Source organism: Arthrobacter sp. PAMC25284, assembly GCF_019443425.1.
GTDB lineage: Bacteria > Actinomycetota > Actinomycetes > Actinomycetales > Micrococcaceae > Arthrobacter > Arthrobacter oryzae_A.
In genome coordinates this window covers 2,828,485-2,848,381 of sequence record NZ_CP080382.1, presented here as the reverse complement: position 1 = coordinate 2,848,381, position 19,897 = coordinate 2,828,485, and the positions used below count along the sequence as shown (strand labels likewise).

Below are 19,897 nucleotides of genomic sequence, written 5' to 3'. Positions count from 1 at the left end.
GCGTGCGTGACTTGAAGGTGTCGGTTGTCGTTCCAGCGCGCAATGCCGCTGCCTGGTTGGGCGAATGTCTGGAATCAATCGGCAGCCAGCACCCGCACGAGATGATTGTGATCGATGGCTGCTCAACCGACGACACCGTCAAGATCGCCAGGTCGTTGGGTGCCGTCGTCATCTCCGACGAGGGCAACGGGCTCCCGGCCGCCCGGATGCTGGGAGCCCGGACCGCGCAAAGCGACGTGATCGCCCTGATCGACGCCGACGTCGTGCTCCCGCCCGGAAGCCTGGAACGACTCCTGGAGGAATTCGAGACGGGCGGCTACGACGGACTGCAGTTTGGCCTGGCCAGCGAATCAGATGGACCGGGATACTGGGGTGAGGCCCTCGCCTGGCATCACAACCACAGCCGAGTCCGCACCTGGTTCGGGGTCTGTGCGACGCTCATGCGCCGCGATGTCCTGCTCTCGGTGGGCTTTGATGACAACTTCCGGTCCGGCGAAGATATCGAGCTCAGGATCCGGCTGGAGGAAGCCGGATACCGGATAGGCGTCTCGGACTCCACGCTGGTGCGGCACCGATTCGGCGACACCTTCGATGACGCCAAAGACCAATGGGTCCAGGACGGTGCCGGCATGGCCCGGACCATCCGCAAGCACCCGGCCCGCGCGGGCTGGCTGGTCGCGCTCCCCTTGCTCGCCTCAGTCCGCGGCGCAGGCATGTCCCTCGTCCGGGCCCCGCGTTTCCTGCCCTACTGGGCCGGGTTCCTCGTCTACAACTACCGTTCCATGCTCGGCGAGATCGTACGGCCCGGAAACCGCCCGCTCTCCCTCGGCGGCAACGCGGCCTGGCTGACCGCCGCGCGGGTGGCCCCCATGGTGACCGGTTTCCTGTTCTGGGCGCTCGCGGCGCTGGTCATGCCTCCGGAGCAGATCGGACTTGGGTCGGCGGTGGTGTCGGCTGCCCTGCTGACCGTTCAGCTGGGAATGATGGGAATTGGGACCGCCACGCTGACGCTGCTTCCCGCAGAAGAAGACAGCGGCAGGCGGCTGATCGCTACCAGCCTGTTCATGGTGGCAGCCTTCACCCTCTTTGCGGCAGGAATACTTGCCGTCGTCACGTTCTCGACCGGGTCGGGCGTCGGGCAGGCCTGGGACGACCCGCTCGTGACCCTGCTGTTCTTCGCGACGGCGCTGCTGGCCGCCAGCGCCTATCAGCTGGACCATGTCGGCGTCGCCCAGGAGCGCGCCGACCGCACCCTGGTGCGGAGCATCGCCCAGAGTCTGGTGCAACTGGCGTTCCTGGCCGCCGCGCTGGCCGCGGGATTCCACGACTTGTCGGTGATCGTCGGCGCAGTCGCCGTCGGTGCCTTGGCCAGCGTGCTGACGGGGATGCGTCAGCTCCGGCGGGCTGGCGTGGCCCCGGATTGGCGGCAGGGTCTGCGAAGGGGAAAACCCCTGAAGCTGCTGCGGCCGGGCCTTCCGAACCACGTTCTTATGCTGGCCGACCGGGCGCCGGGCTACCTTCTTCCGCTGATTGTGGCCGCCACGTTGGGCGCAACGTCGACAGCAGCCTGGTACATCGTCTGGATGATGGCCTCGGCCGTCTTCTTTGTGCCGCAGTCGGCCGGATTCACGCTTCAAACGGCGATGGCCGGAACACGGCTCAGGCCGGGCCTGGTTGCCTCGGCCCTGCGCGTCAGTCTCCTGCTGACCCTGATCGCCGGGGGGATTCTTCTGCTGGCAGGTCCGCTCCTGCTGCGTTTTCTCGGGACCGAATACGCCTCCGCGGCGGTGCTCCTGCCGGTGCTGGTCCCCGCGCTGCTCCTTAGTTGTTTCACCCAAGTCTATTTCGGGCTGTGTCGCGCCCGGGGCCGTCTCATCGAATCCACGGTCGTCGCCATGCTGGCTGCCGTTATCGTCATCGCCCCGGCGGCGACCGTAGCACAGCAGTTCGGACTCACCGGGGTGTCCGTACTTTGGGCGGCTGCCCAAGCTGTCGCCGCCGCAATAGCCACCTGGCGCCTCTTTGTACTGACCCGGACCAGCCCAGCCGCCGCCACCGGTGACTCACCTGCGGCAGCCCGGCCACGGCCGACGTGAATCGAGAAACAATGACTCGCGATACAACACCAACCATTCCTGTGCACGGCGTCCATGCGGCGCCGGGACACGCACGGCACAGCGGGGCCAAGCCCCCGACGGACCGCAACCTGGGTCTCACTCCCGCCTGGCACATTAATGCACTCGCGGGCATGGGTGCTGCGGCGCTGTGCCTGGGCGTCTGGGGCATGACGCTGGTTAATCCGCTGCAGGTGGACGGTGCCGGGCTGATCCGAATTCTGCCCCCGGTGTACTTCGTAGCACTTGCACTCAGTCTTGTCGGGTTTGTAGGTACCCTTACTCTCCGCCGTTTTATCCCGGCACTGCTGACGTGGCAGGTCCTCGTGACTGTGGTCATCGTCCATGGCGCCGACCCGATCATCCACGGGCTGCCCCGCCTGGAGGCAAGCTTCCGGCATCTGGGTATTGCCGATGCCATGGCCAGGTCGGGCCAACTCGATCCGGGGGTAGACGCATACTTCAATTGGCCCGGCTTTTTCAGCAGCTTGGGGATGCTCTCCGGCGCTTCCGGGGTCGACAATCTCTCCGGAATTGCCACCTGGGCGCCCCTCGGATTCAATCTGCTCCTGCTCGCGCCGCTCCTGGCACTGGCCCAGCGGCTGACGGCCAATTCCCGGCAAGCCTGGGCGGCCGTGTGGTTCTTTTATCTCAGCAGCTGGATCGGGCAGGACTACCTGTCACCGCAGGCATATGGGTTTCTGCTCATGGTCGCTCTGCTCGCCTGTCTGCTCAGTGCGTTCAGCGGCTGGGCATGGCCAACGGGGAGCAACCGCTTCACCGTCAAGGTAGCCAACATTGTTGGCAATTTGGACGTAGCCGTTCCCCGACGAGGGCTTATCGAGCTCTCACCGCGGGACACCAATATCCTGACGGTGATCTGTGCGGTAATCCTCCTCGCCATGACCGCATCCCACCAGTTAACGCCGTTCGCCCTCATCCCGATCATGGCCGCCATGCTGCTGACGGGCCGGCTGCGCTCACGCACCCTTCCGTTGCTCGCGTTGCTGCTGCCGGTGGCGTGGCTGTTGTTCCCGGCGTCAACATACCTCCAAGGGCATATTGGGCAGCTCTTCGGTTCGTTCGGTGACATCGGCGCACACACTTTCGGGGTTTTGAATTCCCGGGTCGCCGGCAGCGATGCCCACCTCTTCGTCGTCTACACGCGGATGGCCGAGGTGGCCCTGGTCTGGGGTCTCGCCGCACTGGGAGCATTCGCGGGTCATCGCCGGAAGGCTCCCTGGCTCGCCGCTGCCGCCGGAGCGCTTGCCCCGCTGCTCCTGATCCCGGCCCAGCCCTACGGCGGTGAACTGCTACTCCGCCTGTACCTCTTCAGCCTGCCGTTTGCGGCCTGCCTTGCCGTGCTGCCGCTGGTCTCGGACAGGTCCATGGGACTGGAGATCCGGCGGGCCCTGGGCTTGCTGCTGATGGGCTCCGTCCTCGCGACGGCCACCATCGTCTCGCGGTACGGCAACGACGGCATGGAAAGCTTCAACGCCGACGAGATAGAGGTGGTCAACGAGCTGTACGCGACGGCGCCTACGGGTTCGGTTCTTATCGAGGCGGTGCGAAACACTCCGTGGAAATTCCAGAACTACGCCGACTATGACTACCGGTCGCTCGTGCTGGCGGAGCCCAGCGACACCCCCGCGTCGCTCACGTGTGATGCCGCGAATCAAATTGCCGCAAAGTCGGGCGCTTATTTGATCGTCACCGAAAGCCAGCTCGAGGCCGCCGAGCTTCGAGGATCCGTGGCGGTCGGGGACCTGAATCGTTTTATGGCGGAGTGCGGAAGCAGCCGTGGTTGGACAAAAATCTATGAGAACGCCGGCGGCGTGATATTCAGAATCGAAGGAGCAGGTAATGGCAAATGAACGCAGCTACGTGACCTATGCGACGGCCGCTGTCGCCGTCGCCGCCGTACCACTGTCATTCGTCGGCCCCGGCGGCCTCCGCCTGGCAGTGATCGGGCTCCTGATGCTGGCCGGCCCGGGAACGGCACTCGTCCTCCTGCTCCGCCTGGACCCGCCGCGTTCCATGCAGGCCACCGGGGCACTGCCGCTCAGCATCGCCATCGCCATCGCGTTCAGCCTTGCAATGTCAACGCTCGTCGCGACGGCGATGATCTATACGGGGCTCTGGGCCCCGCCGGTCGCGGTGACCCTGCTGTCCATCGCCACGCTCGGCCTGCTCGCGTTCGAGCTCAAAAGATCCGGCCAGTGGCCCAAACGCGCATTGGTACGCGCAAAATAGTCGTCCTTCCGGTGGGGACCGCCACCGCCACGGCACTCGCAGACCGCGAAGTGTTGTGTCCGTTTCAGCCAGGCAAAGCCACACCGCCAGGCAATCGTGATCTCGACCGCGACGGGTTTACGCGAACCGGCATCCCACCGGTCGTCCACCTGGCGCAGGCGGAACCGCCAGAATGGTCATCGCCGGGCAGGATCACATCAGGATGTCGCAACAATCACGGAGAACACATCAATGCGCAAACTCAAAGCACTCAGCACTGCGGGGACGCTCGGCCTGCTCGTGGCCGGCACCCTGGTTTTTGGTTCCGCTCAGGCGGGTTCGGCAGCTACCTGTAAAACGGGAACGGCAGCCCCCAAGAATTCCTTCCCCGGCACGGTGGCCGTAGCCACCAACTTTGAATCAAACAGCCTGAGTCCCTTCACGCCCAAGGTGTCGGGGACCGGGACCGCGACGATTTCCAGCGCCTCGTCCAAGAGCACATCCTGTTCGGCAAAACTCCATGTCACGGACGATACCGGATCGCTCGCGAACCTGTCGTCGCCGGCCCTCCCTTCGACTACCAAGACCGCCTACGCCGACGGCTGGTTTAACATCGCAGTGGCCGGTGTCGCCGGTAACGACGTCCCCTACTTCCGTTTTTTCTCCGGCTCCACCCGGATCGCGGACGTATACCGGTACAACAGCAACGGACAACTCTGGTTGCGGGTCACCGCGCCGACCGGAGGTTTCGTCTATACCAAGCTTGTCTCGGGAAATATTTCACTCAACGCCTGGCATCACGTCTCCATGCGTGTTTCGACCCGCGGTAATTCATCGGTCATCCAGGTCTGGTTCGACGGCGCCCAAAAATATTCCAGCTACTCCGTCAAGATGGCCGGAACGAATATCACCAAGGTCCAGCTCGGAGCCGAACACAACCGCCAGAAAGGTGACCAGTACATCGACGACGTCGTTATCAAACGTCTAACGAGCTAACCGCAGGACGTAGCGGGCACGGGGCGGGAGGAGCGTCCCGACGGTGCTACGGCTACGGTGACAAAGCCTGAGCCGACCGAGGGCGGCCCGGGCTTACAAGGAGGCGGCGACAGGAAAACCTGTCGCCGCCTCCTTCATCAATGCTCCGGTTTGGCGGCCGCGGCTGCCCGGCGCGACCGCTAGCCGGACAACCTGGCCGCGCTCACAAAGGAGCGGATCCGTGCGAGGTCCTTGACCCCGCGGGATGATTCGACGCCGGACGAGACATCCACTCCCCACGCGCCGGCCTCCCCGGCGGCCCGGGCGACGTTGTCCGGGTCCAGTCCCCCGGCCAGAAGCCAGTGCCTGCTCTCAAGGCCCTTGGCCTGCACCGACGCGTAGTCCCAGGCCTCCCCGGAGCCGGGAACGGCGGCGTCGATCAGCAACAGGTCCTCTCCCAGGTTCCCGAATTCCTCGGATCCGGCGGACATGGTGATGGCGCGGATGACTTTCATGCCGGCGTCCTGCACAGCCCGGATGTCCCCCGGCGTCCGGTCCCCATGGAGCTGGACCCAGCCGAGGCCCGCCGCCCGTGCGATGTCGACGGCAGCCGCCGCAGCCTCGTCCCGGAAGACTCCCACCGCCGCGACGCCGGCCGGGATGCCCGTAAGAAGATCCCGGACCTGGTCGGGCGATACTTCACGGGGGCTGCGGGTCAGGACGAAACCGATGGCGTCGGCACCGGATTCAACCGCCGCCCGGACCGACTCGGGTGTACTGAGGCCGCACACTTTAACGAACATTCCGGCTCCTTCTTGCAGCGTTTAGTCCTCTGACGTTAGCAAAACCAACGCAACCCAGACGTGCCGGGGAACTCGGTGGCGTCATGTGCCGCACGCCGGCTGTGGGCCGGTGGACGGGCCGGATGGAGCCGACGCCCGGCCCGCTTCAGGCGGCTAGGCTGGGGCCATGGAAATTATCCGGTATGCCGAGTTGAAAGCCCAGCCGTGGCGCAATGGCGGCGGGGTGACCCGGGAGCTGCGCCGCCATCCCGCAGACGGCGGGCCGGACGGCGGCTGGGACTGGCGGATCAGCATTGCCGATGTCTCCAAGGCCGGTGGCTTCTCCGTGTTTCCGGGCATGGACCGGGTGCTGACCGTTATCGAGGGGGAACTGCTCCTGCTCAGCGTCGACGGCGCCGAGCACCCGCTGGAGAAATACCGGCCCTTCAGGTTCTCCGGCGACGCGGATTCGACCGGGAAGCTGCCCACCGGTGACATCCGCGACCTCAACGTCATCACCCGGACCGGCGCCTTCAAGGGGTACACGTCCATCATCGAGCTGTCGAAGAAGCGCGCCCATCCGGTGTTCGAGGGACAACTCGGCATCCTGCTGCAGGGTCAGGCAACAGCCGGCACGGAAGAAGCAGCGCCCGGAGCCGGCTCTCCCGCCCAGGAAACCCGCACTGAGCTGGGCCGCTATGACGCCGTTGTCGGCTCGGACAGCGCGACGCCGGATGTTCTGGGCCGTGGCTTTCTGGCCGTGGTATCCATCGACCGTATTGCCGGCCCGTTGGCCTGATCCGGTGACTGGCCAGGCGCGCCGCCGGTTGATACAGGTTGATACAGTAGGCGACAAGGCCCCATTTGGAGGCCTCCGGACGACGGTTCAGTACCCGGCACGCGACAAGACTGGCCAAGGAGCAGTCATGCCATGGGTCATCCTCATCCTTTCCGGCGCGCTGGAAGCTGTGTGGGCAGCAGCCCTGCACCGCACAGCGCAGACCACGGGCCGACGCCGCCTTATCGCGGCCGGTGTTTTCCTCGCCTCCGTGCTCGCCAGCATGGGAGGCCTCGCGACAGCCATGCAGTCCATTCCCACGGGTACCGCGTATGCCGTCTGGGTCGGCGTCGGCGTCGTCCTGACCTCCGCCTACGCCATGGTCACCCGGGTTGAACGCGCGACCCTGGCGCGGATTCTCCTCCTCGGCGGAATCGCCGCCTGCGTGGCAGGGCTGAAGGTGGTCGCATGACTATGGTCTCAAAGCCGACCGTGGCCATGGCAGCAGCAACCGCCTGGTTGTTGCTGCTCGGTTCCGCCGTCCTCGAGGCAGTCTGGGCCACAGCCCTGGGCCTGTCCGAGGGCTTCAGCCGCCCGCTCCCGACACTCGTGTTCGCAATGGCCGCCATCCTCAGCATGGTGGGGCTGGGCCTTGCCGTGAAAACAATCCCGCTCGGCACCGCGTATGCCATCTGGGTGGGGATCGGCGCAGCCCTGACGGTCGGATGGGCGATGGCGACGGGCGTCGAATCCGCGAGCCCGCTCAAACTACTCTTCATCGCGGGGATTGTGGGCTGCGCAGTCGGGCTGAAAGTGCTCCCGGCCCCCAAAACCCCCCACGTTTGAGGACGGTCACCGTTACGTCGCACTGAACCGCCGGGCCCCGCGGGCTGCCCGCGATCGATGCCGGGGAAACCCGGCGGCGGTACAGTCTGGGAAACGCAAGACACCAGACGACGGAGAGTCCGCTATGAGCCCAACAACATCGGTCCGGCTCGGTGACGGCCTGAGGGTCAGTCCCCTCGGCTTCGGCGGCATGGCACTGACCCCGGTCTACGGTGACGTGGACCCGGCCGAGGCGCTCCGGACGCTGCACCACGCGGTGGATGCCGGCATCAGCTTCATTGATACGGCGGACATCTACGGCGGGGGCAGTAACGAGGAGCTGATTGCCAGGCTGCTGAAAGAGCGGCGGGGTGAGGTGCAGTTGGCGACCAAGTTCGGCCTGGTGGGCACGCCCGCGGAAGGCTACCGTGACATCCGGGGCGATGCCGGCTACGTGGTTCAGGCCGTGGACCGCAGCCTGCGCCGCCTCGGCACGGACACCATTGACCTGTACTACCTGCACCGCCGTGACCTCCGCGTTCCGATTGTGGAAACCGTGGAGGTCATGGCGGAGCTTGTGCGCCAAGGCAAGGTGCAGCACCTGGGCCTGTCAGAGGTGACGGCCGAGGAACTGCACGCAGCCTGCGGCGTCCACCCGATCGCAGCTGTCCAGAGCGAATGGTCCATCTGGAGCCGCGACGTGGAGCGCAACGTGGTCCCCGCGGCGGCTGGGCTCGGGGTCGGCTTTGTCCCCTATTCGCCGCTGGGCCGTGGGTTCCTTACCGGAACCGTAGATGCCTCGCTGTTGGGCAGCAATGATTTCCGCCGCAATATTCCCCGCTTCGGCCAGAACGCCGCGATGGCCAACGCCGGCGTCGTCGATGCCGTGCGCTCCGTCGCGACTGAGCTTTCCGTCTCTGGACAGCCTGCCACCGCGGCCCAGGTGGCACTCGGCTGGCTGCTGGCGAAGGGCCGGCAGTTGGGGCTGCCCGTCGTTCCTATCCCGGGCACCCGCAAGGCGCACCGGATTGACGAAAACCTCGGCGCCCTCGCGCTGACGATCACGGCGTCCCAATTGGAAAGGCTCGACGCCGCCGCGGACACCGTCGTCGGGTCCCGCTCGGCGGATCCCCGCTGGGTGTCCGAGGGGCGTGAGTGAACACTCCGTAGACTGGTGCCCATGGACTCACTTATCCACGCCTTGCGTGATATCACTATCCGCCGCATTTCGGTCAGCGAGATGGACAACAACGTGTATCTGCTGACCGCCAGGGCGTCGGGCGCGCAACTTCTGATCGACGCCGCCGATGACCTCCCCGCCATCGAAGGGATGCTCGAGGAATCCGCCGCAGACACCCCCGCGGCGCCGAAGCTGGCGCTGATCGCGACCACGCACCAGCACTGGGACCACGTCCGTGCACTCCCCGCCCTGGTGGCATCGACCGGCACCCGCACGGCGGCGGGAACCGATGATGCGCCGGAGCTTCCGGTACCCGTCGATATGCTGCTCAGCCACGGCGACGTCGGGAAGTTCGACGGCTTCGCCGTAACGGCGGTCCACCTGCGCGGCCACACCCCCGGATCGGTCGCCTTCGTTTACCAGGACCCGGACGGGCCCGCCCACATCTTTTCCGGTGACTCGCTGTTCCCCGGCGGCGTGGGCAACACCGGGCAAGATCCCGCGCGCTTCGATCAATTGATCACAGATGTCAGCGAGCGGCTGTTCGATGCCTACCCGGATGACACCGTGGTGCACCCGGGGCACGGCAATCCGACGACCCTCGGGGCCGAGCGGCCGCACCTGGCGGAGTGGCGGACCCGGGGCTGGTAGGTTCTCGCCGCGGGCAGCCACTGACGCTGCTTTCTCCGGCGGGCGCTACGGAACGGGACGGGCGCGCACATTTGCGTAGCGCCCGTCCGGTTCCCTGGCGGGAAACTTAATCCGGAGCGGAATCCGCTGGATTAGCGGCTGCGGCGTTCGTTCGACGCCGGAGCGGACGCGCGGCGGGGGCCGCTGCGGGCCGGACGGCCTTCGCCGGAGCGGCCGTTGCCGCCGCCTGCGTAGGATCCGCCGGACGTGCCTCCAGTGTTGGAGGACCAGACCGCCGAGTTGCCGCCGGACTTGGCACCGGCCGCGGCGCGCTGGCCTGTGGCCGGACGCCCGCCGCGCTGGCCCCCAGTCGACGCGCCCGTGCGGGGAGCGCCGGAACGCTGGCCACCGCTCCGGGGAGCCGAGGCGCCCCGTGCATCGCTGCGTCCCTCAGCTGCTCGGCCGTCGGAACCGCGGCCAGCCGAAGCGCGGCCACCCGCAGCCGGAACATCGTTCCGGTGGGTGCCATACGCGGTTGAGCGGGCGCGGACGCTGCGGCGTTCGGCGCGCTCGGCATCCATCCGGTCCTCGTTCCTCTCGGAGACACGCTCTGCGGCGTTGCGCGCAGCAGCCTGGCCTTCATAGGCCACGGCGCGGCGTTCGGCGCGGGGAAGATCGGTGCGGGGAGCCTCAGCTCCGACGCGGCCGCGTCCGCCACGGCCGCCACGGCCACCCGCGGTGGGTGCAGCCTGGGTGGTGCGACGGGCGCGCTTACGCTCGGCGTTGGCGCCGGTGGAGCTGCCGCCACCCTGGTTGGACTTGGCGGCCAGCAGCGCGGCGCGGGTGCGCGGATCGATCTTGTCGGCCATTTCGCCGACCAGTTCGGCAACCAGCGGCGAGTTGGCGGTGACGCGTTCGAAGTTGACCTCGACGCCGGCAGCCTTCATGAGCTTCTTGACGTCGGACTGCTGCTCCGGCAGGGTCAGCGTGACCACGGTGCCGTCGGAACCGGCGCGGGCGGTGCGGCCCCGAGCGGTGCAGGTAGGCCTTGTGCTCAGTGGGCGGATCCACATGGATGACCAGTTCGACGTCGTCAACGTGGACGCCGCGGGCGGCGACGTCGGTGGCGACCAGAACGCGGACCTCGCCGGAGGAGAACTCGGCCAGGTTGCGGTCACGAGCGTTCTGCGAGAGGTTGCCGTGAAGGTCGACGGCGGGGATGCCGGCGTCCGTCAGGGTCTTGGCCAGCTTGCGGGCGTGGTGCTTGGTGCGCAGGAAAAGCACCCGGCGGCCGGCGCCCGAGGCAAGTTCGACGATCAGCTGCTTCTTCACGGTCTGGTCGTTGACGACGAGTACGTGGTGCTCCATGGTGGTGACTGCTGCCTGTGATTCATCCACAGCGTGGGTCAGCGGGTTGGACAGGTAACGCTGGACGATCTTGTCCACGCCATTGTCCAGGGTGGCGGAGAACAGCAGTCGCTGGCCCTGGCTGGGGGTCATGTCCATGAGCTTCTTGACCACGGGGAGGAAGCCAAGGTCGGCCATGTGGTCGGCCTCGTCCAGGACTGTGATCTCGACGCCCTCTAGGGTCAGGATGCGCTGGCGGATCAGGTCCTCCAGGCGGCCCGGGCAGGCGATGACGATGTCGACGCCGGCGCGCAGGGCCTTTTCCTGACGCGCCTGGGAGATGCCGCCGTAGATCACGGTGGTGTTCAGGCCCATGGCCTTGGCCATCGGCTCGATGGTCGCGTTGATCTGGGTGGCCAGTTCGCGGGTCGGCGCGAGGACCAGGCCCATCGGACGGCCGGGCTTGCGGAAGTGCTTGGCTTCGCGCTCGGCAAGACGGGCGACGAGCGGGATGGCGAAGGCAATGGTCTTACCGGAACCGGTGCGGCCGCGGCCAAGGACGTCGCGTCCCGCCAGCGTGTCGGGGAGGGTCTTGACCTGGATGGGGAACGGAGTTTCGATTCCCTGGGCGGTCAGTGTGTCGGCGAGTGCCTTGGGCGTGCCGAGGGCAGCAAATGTAGTCATATGTTTCAAATGTCTTTCAGGCGGTATCCATGCGGATATCGGCCCCGGTGCCGGTTGGCCCAGGGGTTCGCCGAAGAAAAGTCAGGTGGTCAACCGGGCTGCCACAAACCTTTCGGCAGCGGCGGCCGGGACCAAATAGAACGCGTTCATCGACGCAGGATGTGCCTCTCACATGAAAAAACCCACTTCCCGCAGACAGACTCCCGAAGGAATCCAGCAGGGGCGCCGGCTGAACCGGTACCGGTCGGTTACGACCATAGTGGGCATCACTGCACATCAAGTTCACCCAGCCTATCATCAGGACGCCGATGCGCCGCGACCCATGCCGGCCAGGAACTCAATGGGCCGCGAAGCCCGGCTCCTGAAACAGCGGAGCACGCGAGGCCGGCCGGCCCGTAGCCCCGGCCGTCGCAGCCTTCGCCGTCCCGGCCTTCGCGCTGGCCGCACCGGTGTGCGGCCCGCCGCCCGCCGGCACGCGCAGGATAACCAGCGCTTCGAGATCGATCAGCCGACGCATGCCGGTTGTTGCCTCCGTGATCCAGAACAGATCCGTTGACGGAACAGTCCGGGAGACGGTGCCACGATGGAAGAGCCGCCCGCGATGCCAGGCTTCAATCTCTTCCCCCACCGAGAGTTCCGAAGAGACGGTGACCCGCTGCGCTTCGCCTGCATCCATGATCAGTACCTTTCCTTCGCACCAGCGGCTTGTCCCAAGCATTCAGCACGGACGTTTCGGCAGTATTTCCGTCCGGTGATTTCTACATGTCTGCGGCGTAGCGGCCCCGACCGGAGACTGCAATGATGTGCTGAAAGCCTGGAGGCAGCAATGACAGAGCACCAGCACGATTCGCACCGGGGCAGCGACGACACCGGCGGTCACCGGGGGGACGACGTCACCGCGGCCGGGCTGTGGGATGAGAAGTACCTGAGCAGGCCGAAAATTTGGAGCGGACAGCCCAACCCGCAACTGACCGCCGAGGCCTCAGACCGGGCCCCGGGGGCGGCGTTGGACCTGGGGTGCGGGGAAGGGGCGGACGCCATCTGGCTGGCGGGCCGCGGCTGGGCCGTAACGGGCCTGGATGTGTCCGCCGTCGCCCTCGGCCGGGCCGCCGCCCATGCGGAGGCCGCCGGTATTTCAGAAGACGTCGAATGGATACAGCAGGACCTGGCCAGTTGGGTGCAGGACCGGCAATTCGACCTCGTCACCGCACAGTTCCTGCACTCGACCCTGACGCCCTGGCAGCAGACCCTCCGGCTCGCCGCCGCTGCCGTGCGTACGGGCGGCACTCTGCTAATCGTTGGCCACCACCCTGTTGGGCTGCCGCCATGGGGAGCCCACGCGGATCCGGAGATGTACTTCACCGCCGAAGACCTGATCAGCGAACTCGGAATCAAGGCACCCGACTGGCGGATTGACGTCGCCGCGGGCCGGCAGCGCAGCGCGACCGGCCCCGCCGGCGAAGCGGCCCTCCTGACTGACGCTGTGCTTCGGGCCGCGCGGCCGGCCGCGCGCTAACAGGCACACACAGCCGCATCTATCGCGCGTTGGCCCCCCGACCTCGGACCGGCCTGTGTTGGCCACTGCGCGGGCGGACTCCCAAGTAGCCGCGCCCGGTATTGCCCGCGCCGCCTGCGAATAAGACAGGTGTTCGCTACCCGTGCGCAACTTCAGGGGCGAATCTAGGTTTGCCGTAGACAAACGGTCGCGTTCGTTGGGGCATGACGCAGGACCAACCGATTCCTTTCCACGTTTCGGTCCAGCTATCTTCCGACATTCTGCAATTGCCCGCGGGCGGATTGCACATGAGATTCATGACGATATTCACAGTCGGCATTCTGAGGGGAACTATGCGTGCATTAATTACGGGTGGAGCCGGCTTCCTGGGCTCCCATCTTTGCGAAACCTTGTTAGACCGCGGGGATTCAGTGATCTGCGCGGACGACCTGTCCACAGGGCGCATCAACAATATTGCGCCGTTCGCAAAGCACCCAAACTTCACGTTCATGCGGGCCAACGTCAGCGCCGCGCTGCGCGTCCGAGGACCCGTCGACGTGGTCGCACATTTGGCCAGCCCTGCGTCGCCGCCTGACTACCACCGGATGCCATTAGAGACGCTCGCCGTCGGCAGCCGCGGCACTGAGAATGCTTTGAAACTCGCCGCGGAAAAGGGCGCCCGCTTCGTACTGGCCTCCACCAGCGAAATCTACGGCGACCCGACGGTCCATCCACAGGTCGAGAGTTACTGGGGAAACGTCAGCTCAATAGGCCCGCGCAGCGTCTACGACGAAGCCAAACGCTTTGCAGAGGCCATTTCCATGGCCTACGCCCGCAGTTTGGGAGTAAACGTTGGCATCGTCCGGATATTCAATACCTTCGGACCTCGAATGCGGGCTGAAGACGGCCGGGTGGTCTCCACCTTCATTTCGCAGGCGCTGAACGGTGATCCTCTGACCATCTACGGAAGCGGCGTGCAGACGCGGAGTTTCTGCTATGTCGATGACCTGGTGCGGGGAATCGTTGCCATGATCGACAGCAACGAAACCGGACCGATCAATCTGGGCAACCCGGTGGAGCGAACGATGCATGAATTGGCTGAGCTGGTTCTGACGTTGACCGATTCCCGCTCCACAATCGAATTCCACCCGCTTCCGATGGACGACCCGACCCGACGGCGCCCAGACATCACTCTGGCCGAGAATCTCCTCGGCTGGCGTCCTCGAATCTCCACAGAGGAAGGCCTCCACCACACGGTCAACTATTTCCGTTCGCACCGTGGAGAAGTTTCTGCAGCAGCCGTCAGTATCGCCGGCGCACAGTTTGAGGGCGTCCGCCCGCACACGTCCCGGCACGGCACTCCCGCCATGGCCAGGCTGGCCTGACCGGTCACTCCGTTATTCCAGGCGACCCGGGCACTTTCGGGCTGCCGTCACTTAGGAGGCAAGCATGCGTATAACCGTCATTGGAACGGGCTATCTCGGAGCGGTACACGCCGCGGGTATGGCCGAATTGGGGCATGATGTCCTGGGAGTCGATGTCGACGCGACCAAAATTGAACGGTTGGCCAACGGCCACGCTCCGTTCTTCGAGCCGGGGTTCCCGGACCTTCTTCGCGACAACATAGCGTCCGGCCGGCTGAGGTTTTCCACTTCATTGCAGGAAGCGGCGGAATTCGGCGATGTTCACTTCATCTGCGTGGGCACCCCGCAACGTCCGGGTTCGACCGCCGCCGACATGACTTACGTCGACGCCGTCGTGCGGGGGCCTGGCACCCAACCTCAACCGGCCGTGCCTGATCGTCGGAAAATCGACGGTTCCCGTGGGGACAGCGGCCAGGTTGTCGGCTATGGTGGCCGATTTGGCTCCCGATGCAACCCAGGTGGAAGTCGCATGGAACCCCGAGTTCCTCCGCGAAGGCTTCGCCGTCAATGACACCCTGCATCCGGATCGGCTGGTGGTCGGCGTGGGGTCCGCGGCCGCCGACGCCACTCTTCGAGAGGTCTACGCACGCATCCTCGATGCCGGAACGCCATATGTCTCGACGGACGTCGCCACCGCCGAGCTGGTTAAGGTCTCAGCCAACGCCTTCCTCGCCACCAAGATCTCATTCATCAACGCCATTTCGGAAATCTGTGAAGCAGTTGGGGCGGATATCATCCCGCTGGCTGCGGCGCTCGGCCACGATGCCCGCATCGGGAACCGCTTTCTTTCCCCTGGCCTTGGTTTTGGCGGCGGGTGCCTCCCCAAGGACATTCGGGCGTTCCTCGCCCGAGCCGAGGAACTTGGCGTTGAAGAGTCACTCGCGTTCCTCCGCAACGTGGACTCCATCAACGTCAATCGCCGGCAGAGCGCCGTCAACCTCGCCACGACGATGCTGGGCGGGTCCGTGGAGAACAAAAGAATCGCCGTGCTCGGAGCAGCCTTCAAGCCAAATAGCGACGACGTTCGAGACTCCCCGGCTCTCAACGTCGCCCACGCGCTCCAAAACCTGGGTGCCGATGTGCGAGTCCACGATCCTGAAGCCATTGAAAATGCCCGGGCAGCGTATCCCGGCCTGAATTACACCACCGAGGTAGACAAGGCTTTCGAGGGTGCCCAGCTCACCGTCCACCTCACGGAATGGCAGGAATACCGGCAACTTGATCTCGCGCTGGTTTCCGATCTTGTATCCGCGCCGAACATCCTCGATGCCCGGAACACACTGGACATCGACCGTTGGCGCGCCGCCGGCTGGACCGTCCGCGCCATGGGCCGGCCCGCCCGCTAGACGCTGAAACCAGGGGGAATCGAACATTATGAGACAACAAACTGCCCTAGTTACGGGCGGCGCGGGCTTTATCGGAAGCCACTGCAGCCTGGACCTGCTGCTGAACGGCTATGACGTCGTTGTGGTGGACAACCTGGTCAACAGCTCATCCGCCGCCATTGAAAGCGTCCGGCGAATAAGTGGCCACGACGTCACGTTCTACCGGTTCGACATCTCCGACCAGACACTGCTGGACGACGTATTCAATCGCCATAGCATCGACGTCGTCATCCATTTCGCCGCATACAAAGCGGTCGGGGACTCCATGGACCGGCCAGTCGAGTACTACAGCAACAATCTCACCGGGTTACTCAGCCTGCTAAATGCCATGGGCACCGCAGGCGTACGGCATCTGGTCTTCTCCTCTTCCTGCTCCATCTATGGCAACGCCACAGCGCTCCCCATCACAGAGGATTCGCCGGCGCGCCCGACCAACCCGTATGCCCGGAGCAAATGGATGGCCGAGCAGATCCTCACGGATCTGTGCGCCCGCCATTCTGACTGGTCGGTCACGGCGCTGCGCTATTTCAACCCCGCGGGGGCCCATGAAAGCGGGGAACTCGGCGAGGATCCCAAGGGGGTTCCGGGCAACGTCCTGCCGTATCTGTCCCAACTGGCAGCCGGCCGGCTCGAAGAACTCAAGATTTTCGGCTCCGACTACCCCACGCCGGACGGAACGGCGGTCCGCGACTACATCCACGTCATGGATGTCGTCGAAGGACACCGGCTCGCTCTCGAATCCGGCCCGGTGCCGGGATTCCGCCGCTACAACCTCGGCACGGGCATCGGCACGTCTGTGTTGGAGCTTGTTCGGGCATTCGCTGCAGTGAGCGGGCAAGATCTCGCCTACCGGTTGGTCGGGCGGAGGCCTGGTGATGTGTCCGAACTTGTGGCCTCACCGGATCGGGCCCGGGCCGAACTCGGATGGTCCGCCCGCCGGGACCTGACGACGATGTGCGAGGACGCCTGGCGCTTCCAGCAAAAAAATCCGCTTGGCTATAAAGGCCTTGTCGACATGAGAGGAGGCTCGCGATGACCAGCGATCTGATCGGCCGCCGGGGCAGCCCCGCGCAGGATTTCCTGACATCCACTGAAACGACCCGGGTATTCACCCGCGCACAGCAGTTTCAATACGTCGCTTTGGTTATCCTCTGGGTCTTTGTGAGCGGGTTCTTCTGGCTCTGGTGGCTCCAGCCCCGGCACATAGGAAGTCCCGTCCTCTATACCCTGGTATCCGTTTCCCTCTTCTACGGGTTGACGGTACTTCCGTCCATTTACCTCTTCTACCTCGGCTACATGCGAAAGCCTGTTCCGGTCAGCATTCACGATGTCCCGCCGGGCACAGTTGGCAAGGTTGCCGTTATTACCCTGACCGTTCCGGGTTCCGAGTCTCTCAGCATCGTCCGGCGGCAACTGGAGGCCATGAGTAACATCCGCTACCCGCACGACAGCTGGATCCTCGTCGACAAGGAACCCTCGCCCGCCATCGAGCAGATGGCCCGCGAACTCGGGATCTCCTACTTCTGCCGTCACGACGATCAAGTGTGGGGGCCCCAGCGGTGTCGCGGCCTGGAACCGGACTGTGCCGCCCTTCCAGACCAAGACTAAAGCCGGCAATGTGAACGCCTGGCTCGACAGATACGGCGACCAGTACACACATTTCACGCAGTTGGACATCGATCATATTCCGGTGCCTGACTACTTGGACCGCGTTCTGGGGTACTTCCGGAACCGGCGGGTTGCCTGGGTGCAGGCGCCCAGCGTCTACGGCAACCACGAGCACTGGACAGCGAGAGGGTCCCTGGAACAGGAACTGGTGCTTCAGGGCCCCCTTCAAACCGGATTCTTCGGATTCTGCCGGACTCCGTTCATCATCGGCAGCCACTGCACCTACGACATGGCGGCGATCCGGGGCATCGGCGGATTTCAGCCGACGCGCGCCGAGGACCACCTCGATACTGTGGTCCTTGCCGCCGAGGGCTACGAAGGCGTGTTCCTTCCGGAGGTCATTGCCACCGGCGACGGTCCCGAGACGTTCAGCACCTACTGCGCTCAACAGTTTGCGTGGGCATATTCAATGATCCAGGTCCTCTTTAGTTTCACCCCCCGGCTGATCCGGAAGTATTCGCCCCGGCAAGCCCTGCAGTTCCTGTTCGTCCAGACCTGGTACGCGGCATGGTCGCTGACGACGCTCCTGTTGTTCGTCGCTCCGCTGATCTCGCTCGCGGCAGACAGTCCCATCTCACGGGCGGGTTTCGTCGACTTCTTCGCACACAGCCTCCCGGCCGCATTCACCGCGACAGGGGTGTGGCTTTGGAGCCGACAGTGGCAACTTCCCAAGGGTCCCGGCCTGACCTGGCGGGGTGTCGTGCTGCACATCTCGCGGTGGGTTACGGTTCTCAGCGCATTTATCCAGGTAATCCTCAGAGTAAAAAAACCGTACATGATCACGGTCAAAGGAATGTCCGGTACCGGGGTTCCGAAGTTCGGTCTGGCGCAGCTGGCGCCCTATTTCCTCCTCGTGCTTGTCTCGCTTGCCGCTTGCTGGTCGTTCCTGCTTCGAGTCGGAAGTAGTCCGAACCAGGGGATGATGTTTTTTGCACTCCAGGGAGCACTGTTCTTCGGGATGTTGATCGCCGTCGTCGTGACGCAGGACTTCCGGTCCCTCCGAGACTCAGGCCTGGCTTGGGGCCACGCCGTGAAGGAACGGAGGGCACCCTTGACAATCGCCGGTGTGTTCCTGGTGCTGTTTCTCGCCACGTCAGTCGCGGCATCGGGTCCAATTTGGCAGGCCATAACCAGCGCATGACCGATGGATGGCCAGGAGCCCGATAATGGACGGCGGAGAGCAGGACCACGGTTCATCCCACGATCCCCTGGGGATGAACCGGCCGCTTCTCCTGTTTGTGGTCGTCCTTGGGACGCTGGCGCTGGTGCTGGCCAGCGTGTCAGTGAGCCCCCCCGAGGCTTCGCCGATCCTGCGAATTCGCGGCGCCGATATCTCGTTCACATTGCAGGAGGAAGCCAACAACCAACACGTTAGTGACTCCGGCAAGGTGGCGCCGGTGGAAAAGATTTTGGCGAACCACGGGGCGAATTTTGTCCGCGTCCGGTTGTGGGTGAACCCGCTGCCCGGCACCAGCGATCTGGAGTCTGCGCTCACGCTGGCACGCAGGGGCCGCCGCGGCCGGGCAGAAGCTACTCCTCAATCTTCATTATTCTGATTCCTGGGCGGACAGGAGCACCCAGCGTACTCCCGCAATCTGGCGGGGGCTGAGCCATGAGGCCCTGGTCTTGACGGTTGAGACCTACACCCGCGAAACAGTGTCCGCATTTAGCCGGCAGGGGACACCGCCGGCTATTGTCCAGATCGGAAACGAGGTCACCCTCGGGATTCTCTGGCCCTACGGTCAGATCCATGCCGTGGGCGGAGAGGACTGGGCCGGCTTCAGCGAACTCCTCAAGGCCGGCGCCAGGGGTGCCCTCGCCGGAAATCCGACACAGCCGCCCCGCATCATGATCCACAGCGACACGGGGGGCGACCACGATGCCTCGGTGTACTTTTACGATCAGCTCCGGCGACACGACGTCAATTTCGATGTCATCGGCCTGACCTATTACCCGTTCTGGAATGGGCCTTTGGCCGATCTGGAGCGCAATGTGCGTGCCCTCGCCTACAGGTATGACAAAGACGTCATCATCGCCGAGACGGCGTATCCGTGGACGCTGGCGAGCGGTAAAGAAGCCTCCAGCGTTGTCTCGAGTGCCTCAGCACTGCCCGAGGCGGCGACGTACCCACCCACACCTGAGGGCCAAGCGAAATTCTTCGCCGCGCTCAATCAAGTGCTCCGTGAAGTGCCGGACGAGCGCGGTGCCGGGTACTTCATTTGGGAGCCAGGCTGGCTGCCCGGCGTCCGCGCCAGCGAACATGCCGGAAATACCCACAGCAACCTGACGCTGTTCGACTGGCGCGGACAAGGGCTACCCGCGCTGGAGGCCTTCAGGCCTACGGGCAGGGCTACCGACTGAACCGCCCTGGTCCGCCA

The 19,897-nt window shown here is 65.0% G+C and carries 18 protein-coding genes, 2 pseudogenes and 1 riboswitch; of the genes and pseudogenes, 17 read left to right on the top strand and 3 right to left on the bottom strand.

Translation table 11 applies throughout. From position 1 onward, the window contains the following. Nucleotides 1-2 precede the first annotated feature (2 nt). The 4 genes from KY499_RS13145 (at nucleotide 3) to KY499_RS13130 (ending at nucleotide 5,342) form a co-directional block, all read left to right on the top strand. Nucleotides 3-2,096: a glycosyltransferase gene (locus tag KY499_RS13145; RefSeq protein ID WP_219885553.1), complete on the top strand. Its 2,094-nt coding sequence runs from the start codon at nucleotides 3-5 to the stop codon at nucleotides 2,094-2,096. Between the two features lie 11 nt (nucleotides 2,097-2,107). Beyond that, nucleotides 2,108-3,988 (top strand): hypothetical protein, encoded by a 1,881-nt coding sequence (locus KY499_RS13140; protein WP_219885552.1) that lies wholly within the window; start codon nucleotides 2,108-2,110, stop codon nucleotides 3,986-3,988. Continuing rightward, the gene (locus KY499_RS13135; protein ID WP_123253776.1) at nucleotides 3,978-4,367 is read left to right on the top strand and encodes a hypothetical protein; all 390 of its coding nucleotides are present in this window, start codon (nucleotides 3,978-3,980) and stop codon (nucleotides 4,365-4,367) included. Before KY499_RS13140 ends, KY499_RS13135 begins: the two co-directional genes overlap by 11 nt. A gap of 231 nt (nucleotides 4,368-4,598) precedes the next feature. After that, nucleotides 4,599-5,342 (top strand): hypothetical protein, encoded by a 744-nt coding sequence (locus KY499_RS13130; protein WP_219885551.1) that lies wholly within the window; start codon nucleotides 4,599-4,601, stop codon nucleotides 5,340-5,342. A gap of 179 nt (nucleotides 5,343-5,521) precedes the next feature. On the opposite strand, the gene KY499_RS13125 is transcribed toward KY499_RS13130, so the two are convergent. Further along, the gene (locus KY499_RS13125; protein ID WP_123255041.1) at nucleotides 5,522-6,124 is read right to left on the bottom strand and encodes a phosphoribosylanthranilate isomerase; all 603 of its coding nucleotides are present in this window, start codon (nucleotides 6,122-6,124) and stop codon (nucleotides 5,522-5,524) included. Nucleotides 6,125-6,290: 166 nt separating this feature from the next. On the opposite strand from KY499_RS13125, the gene KY499_RS13120 reads away from it, so the two are divergent. From KY499_RS13120 to KY499_RS13100, 5 genes are all read left to right on the top strand, one after another. Further along, a complete protein-coding gene (locus tag KY499_RS13120) occupies nucleotides 6,291-6,902 on the top strand; it encodes a HutD family protein (RefSeq protein WP_219885550.1) in 612 nt (203 codons plus the stop codon). Between the two features lie 53 nt (nucleotides 6,903-6,955). Further along, nucleotides 6,956-7,021, top strand: a riboswitch (guanidine-III (ykkC-III) riboswitch). An 8-nt stretch (nucleotides 7,022-7,029) separates the two neighbouring features. Beyond that, nucleotides 7,030-7,353, top strand: coding sequence for a multidrug efflux SMR transporter (locus tag KY499_RS13115; RefSeq protein WP_123255043.1), 324 nt, complete (start codon nucleotides 7,030-7,032; stop codon nucleotides 7,351-7,353). Beyond that, the gene (locus KY499_RS13110; protein ID WP_375141097.1) at nucleotides 7,350-7,727 is read left to right on the top strand and encodes a DMT family transporter; all 378 of its coding nucleotides are present in this window, start codon (nucleotides 7,350-7,352) and stop codon (nucleotides 7,725-7,727) included. The genes KY499_RS13115 and KY499_RS13110 overlap by 4 nt, the downstream gene beginning before the upstream one ends. Before the next feature lie 124 nt (nucleotides 7,728-7,851). Continuing rightward, entirely contained in the window at nucleotides 7,852-8,865 is a 1,014-nt protein-coding gene (locus KY499_RS13105) for an aldo/keto reductase (RefSeq protein WP_123255044.1), read from the top strand. A 21-nt stretch (nucleotides 8,866-8,886) separates the two neighbouring features. Beyond that, entirely contained in the window at nucleotides 8,887-9,537 is a 651-nt protein-coding gene (locus tag KY499_RS13100; protein ID WP_219885549.1) for an MBL fold metallo-hydrolase, read from the top strand. Between the two features lie 131 nt (nucleotides 9,538-9,668). Here KY499_RS13100 and KY499_RS13095 read toward each other — a convergent pair. Together KY499_RS13095 and KY499_RS13090 are read right to left on the bottom strand one after the other, a co-directional pair. Beyond that, a pseudogene (locus tag KY499_RS13095) lies at nucleotides 9,669-11,547 on the bottom strand (DEAD/DEAH box helicase). Nucleotides 11,548-11,884: 337 nt separating this feature from the next. After that, on the bottom strand, nucleotides 11,885-12,223 hold the full coding sequence (locus KY499_RS13090; protein WP_219885548.1) for a hypothetical protein: 339 nt from the start codon (nucleotides 12,221-12,223) through the stop codon (nucleotides 11,885-11,887). A 150-nt stretch (nucleotides 12,224-12,373) separates the two neighbouring features. On the opposite strand from KY499_RS13090, the gene KY499_RS13085 reads away from it, so the two are divergent. The 8 genes and pseudogenes from KY499_RS13085 to KY499_RS13050 all read left to right on the top strand — a co-directional run bounded on the left by KY499_RS13085 (nucleotide 12,374) and on the right by KY499_RS13050 (nucleotide 19,880). Beyond that, nucleotides 12,374-13,063 (top strand): bifunctional 2-polyprenyl-6-hydroxyphenol methylase/3-demethylubiquinol 3-O-methyltransferase UbiG, encoded by a 690-nt coding sequence (locus KY499_RS13085; protein WP_219885547.1) that lies wholly within the window; start codon nucleotides 12,374-12,376, stop codon nucleotides 13,061-13,063. Between the two features lie 203 nt (nucleotides 13,064-13,266). Beyond that, nucleotides 13,267-14,427 (top strand): SDR family oxidoreductase, encoded by a 1,161-nt coding sequence (locus tag KY499_RS13080; RefSeq protein ID WP_308813044.1) that lies wholly within the window; start codon nucleotides 13,267-13,269, stop codon nucleotides 14,425-14,427. 64 nt (nucleotides 14,428-14,491) lie between these two features. Beyond that, a pseudogene (locus KY499_RS13075) lies at nucleotides 14,492-15,812 on the top strand (UDP-glucose dehydrogenase family protein). A 28-nt stretch (nucleotides 15,813-15,840) separates the two neighbouring features. Continuing rightward, a complete protein-coding gene (gene galE / locus KY499_RS13070) occupies nucleotides 15,841-16,887 on the top strand; it encodes a UDP-glucose 4-epimerase GalE (RefSeq protein WP_219885546.1) in 1,047 nt (348 codons plus the stop codon). After that, nucleotides 16,884-17,459, top strand: coding sequence for a hypothetical protein (locus KY499_RS13065; protein ID WP_219885545.1), 576 nt, complete (start codon nucleotides 16,884-16,886; stop codon nucleotides 17,457-17,459). The genes galE and KY499_RS13065 overlap by 4 nt, the downstream gene beginning before the upstream one ends. Beyond that, entirely contained in the window at nucleotides 17,434-18,660 is a 1,227-nt protein-coding gene (locus KY499_RS13060) for a glycosyltransferase family 2 protein (protein WP_219885544.1), read from the top strand. The genes KY499_RS13065 and KY499_RS13060 overlap by 26 nt, the downstream gene beginning before the upstream one ends. Nucleotides 18,661-18,685: 25 nt before the next feature. Next, entirely contained in the window at nucleotides 18,686-19,075 is a 390-nt protein-coding gene (locus KY499_RS13055) for a glycosyl hydrolase 53 family protein (RefSeq protein ID WP_219885543.1), read from the top strand. Further along, a complete protein-coding gene (locus KY499_RS13050) occupies nucleotides 18,996-19,880 on the top strand; it encodes a glycosyl hydrolase 53 family protein (protein WP_219887006.1) in 885 nt (294 codons plus the stop codon). The genes KY499_RS13055 and KY499_RS13050 overlap by 80 nt, the downstream gene beginning before the upstream one ends. Nucleotides 19,881-19,897: the final 17 nt, after the last annotated feature.

Excerpts from the sequence above, each read along its gene's own strand:
- KY499_RS13125 (WP_123255041.1), bottom strand. The coding sequence starts at position 6,124 with ATGTTCGTTAAAGTGTGCGGCCTCAGTACACCCGAGTCGGTCCGGGCG.
- KY499_RS13055 (WP_219885543.1), top strand. The coding sequence starts at position 18,686 with ATGGACGGCGGAGAGCAGGACCACGGTTCATCCCACGATCCCCTGGGG.
- galE (WP_219885546.1), top strand. The coding sequence starts at position 15,841 with ATGAGACAACAAACTGCCCTAGTTACGGGCGGCGCGGGCTTTATCGGA.
- KY499_RS13100 (WP_219885549.1), top strand. The coding sequence starts at position 8,887 with ATGGACTCACTTATCCACGCCTTGCGTGATATCACTATCCGCCGCATT.
- KY499_RS13115 (WP_123255043.1), top strand. The coding sequence starts at position 7,030 with ATGCCATGGGTCATCCTCATCCTTTCCGGCGCGCTGGAAGCTGTGTGG.
- KY499_RS13080 (WP_308813044.1), top strand. The coding sequence starts at position 13,267 with ATGACGCAGGACCAACCGATTCCTTTCCACGTTTCGGTCCAGCTATCT.
- KY499_RS13065 (WP_219885545.1), top strand. The coding sequence starts at position 16,884 with ATGACCAGCGATCTGATCGGCCGCCGGGGCAGCCCCGCGCAGGATTTC.
- KY499_RS13135 (WP_123253776.1), top strand. The coding sequence starts at position 3,978 with ATGGCAAATGAACGCAGCTACGTGACCTATGCGACGGCCGCTGTCGCC.
- KY499_RS13090 (WP_219885548.1), bottom strand. The coding sequence starts at position 12,223 with ATGGATGCAGGCGAAGCGCAGCGGGTCACCGTCTCTTCGGAACTCTCG.
- KY499_RS13110 (WP_375141097.1), top strand. The coding sequence starts at position 7,350 with ATGACTATGGTCTCAAAGCCGACCGTGGCCATGGCAGCAGCAACCGCC.
- KY499_RS13130 (WP_219885551.1), top strand. The coding sequence starts at position 4,599 with ATGCGCAAACTCAAAGCACTCAGCACTGCGGGGACGCTCGGCCTGCTC.
- KY499_RS13120 (WP_219885550.1), top strand. The coding sequence starts at position 6,291 with ATGGAAATTATCCGGTATGCCGAGTTGAAAGCCCAGCCGTGGCGCAAT.
- KY499_RS13085 (WP_219885547.1), top strand. The coding sequence starts at position 12,374 with ATGACAGAGCACCAGCACGATTCGCACCGGGGCAGCGACGACACCGGC.
- KY499_RS13105 (WP_123255044.1), top strand. The coding sequence starts at position 7,852 with ATGAGCCCAACAACATCGGTCCGGCTCGGTGACGGCCTGAGGGTCAGT.
- KY499_RS13140 (WP_219885552.1), top strand. The coding sequence starts at position 2,108 with ATGACTCGCGATACAACACCAACCATTCCTGTGCACGGCGTCCATGCG.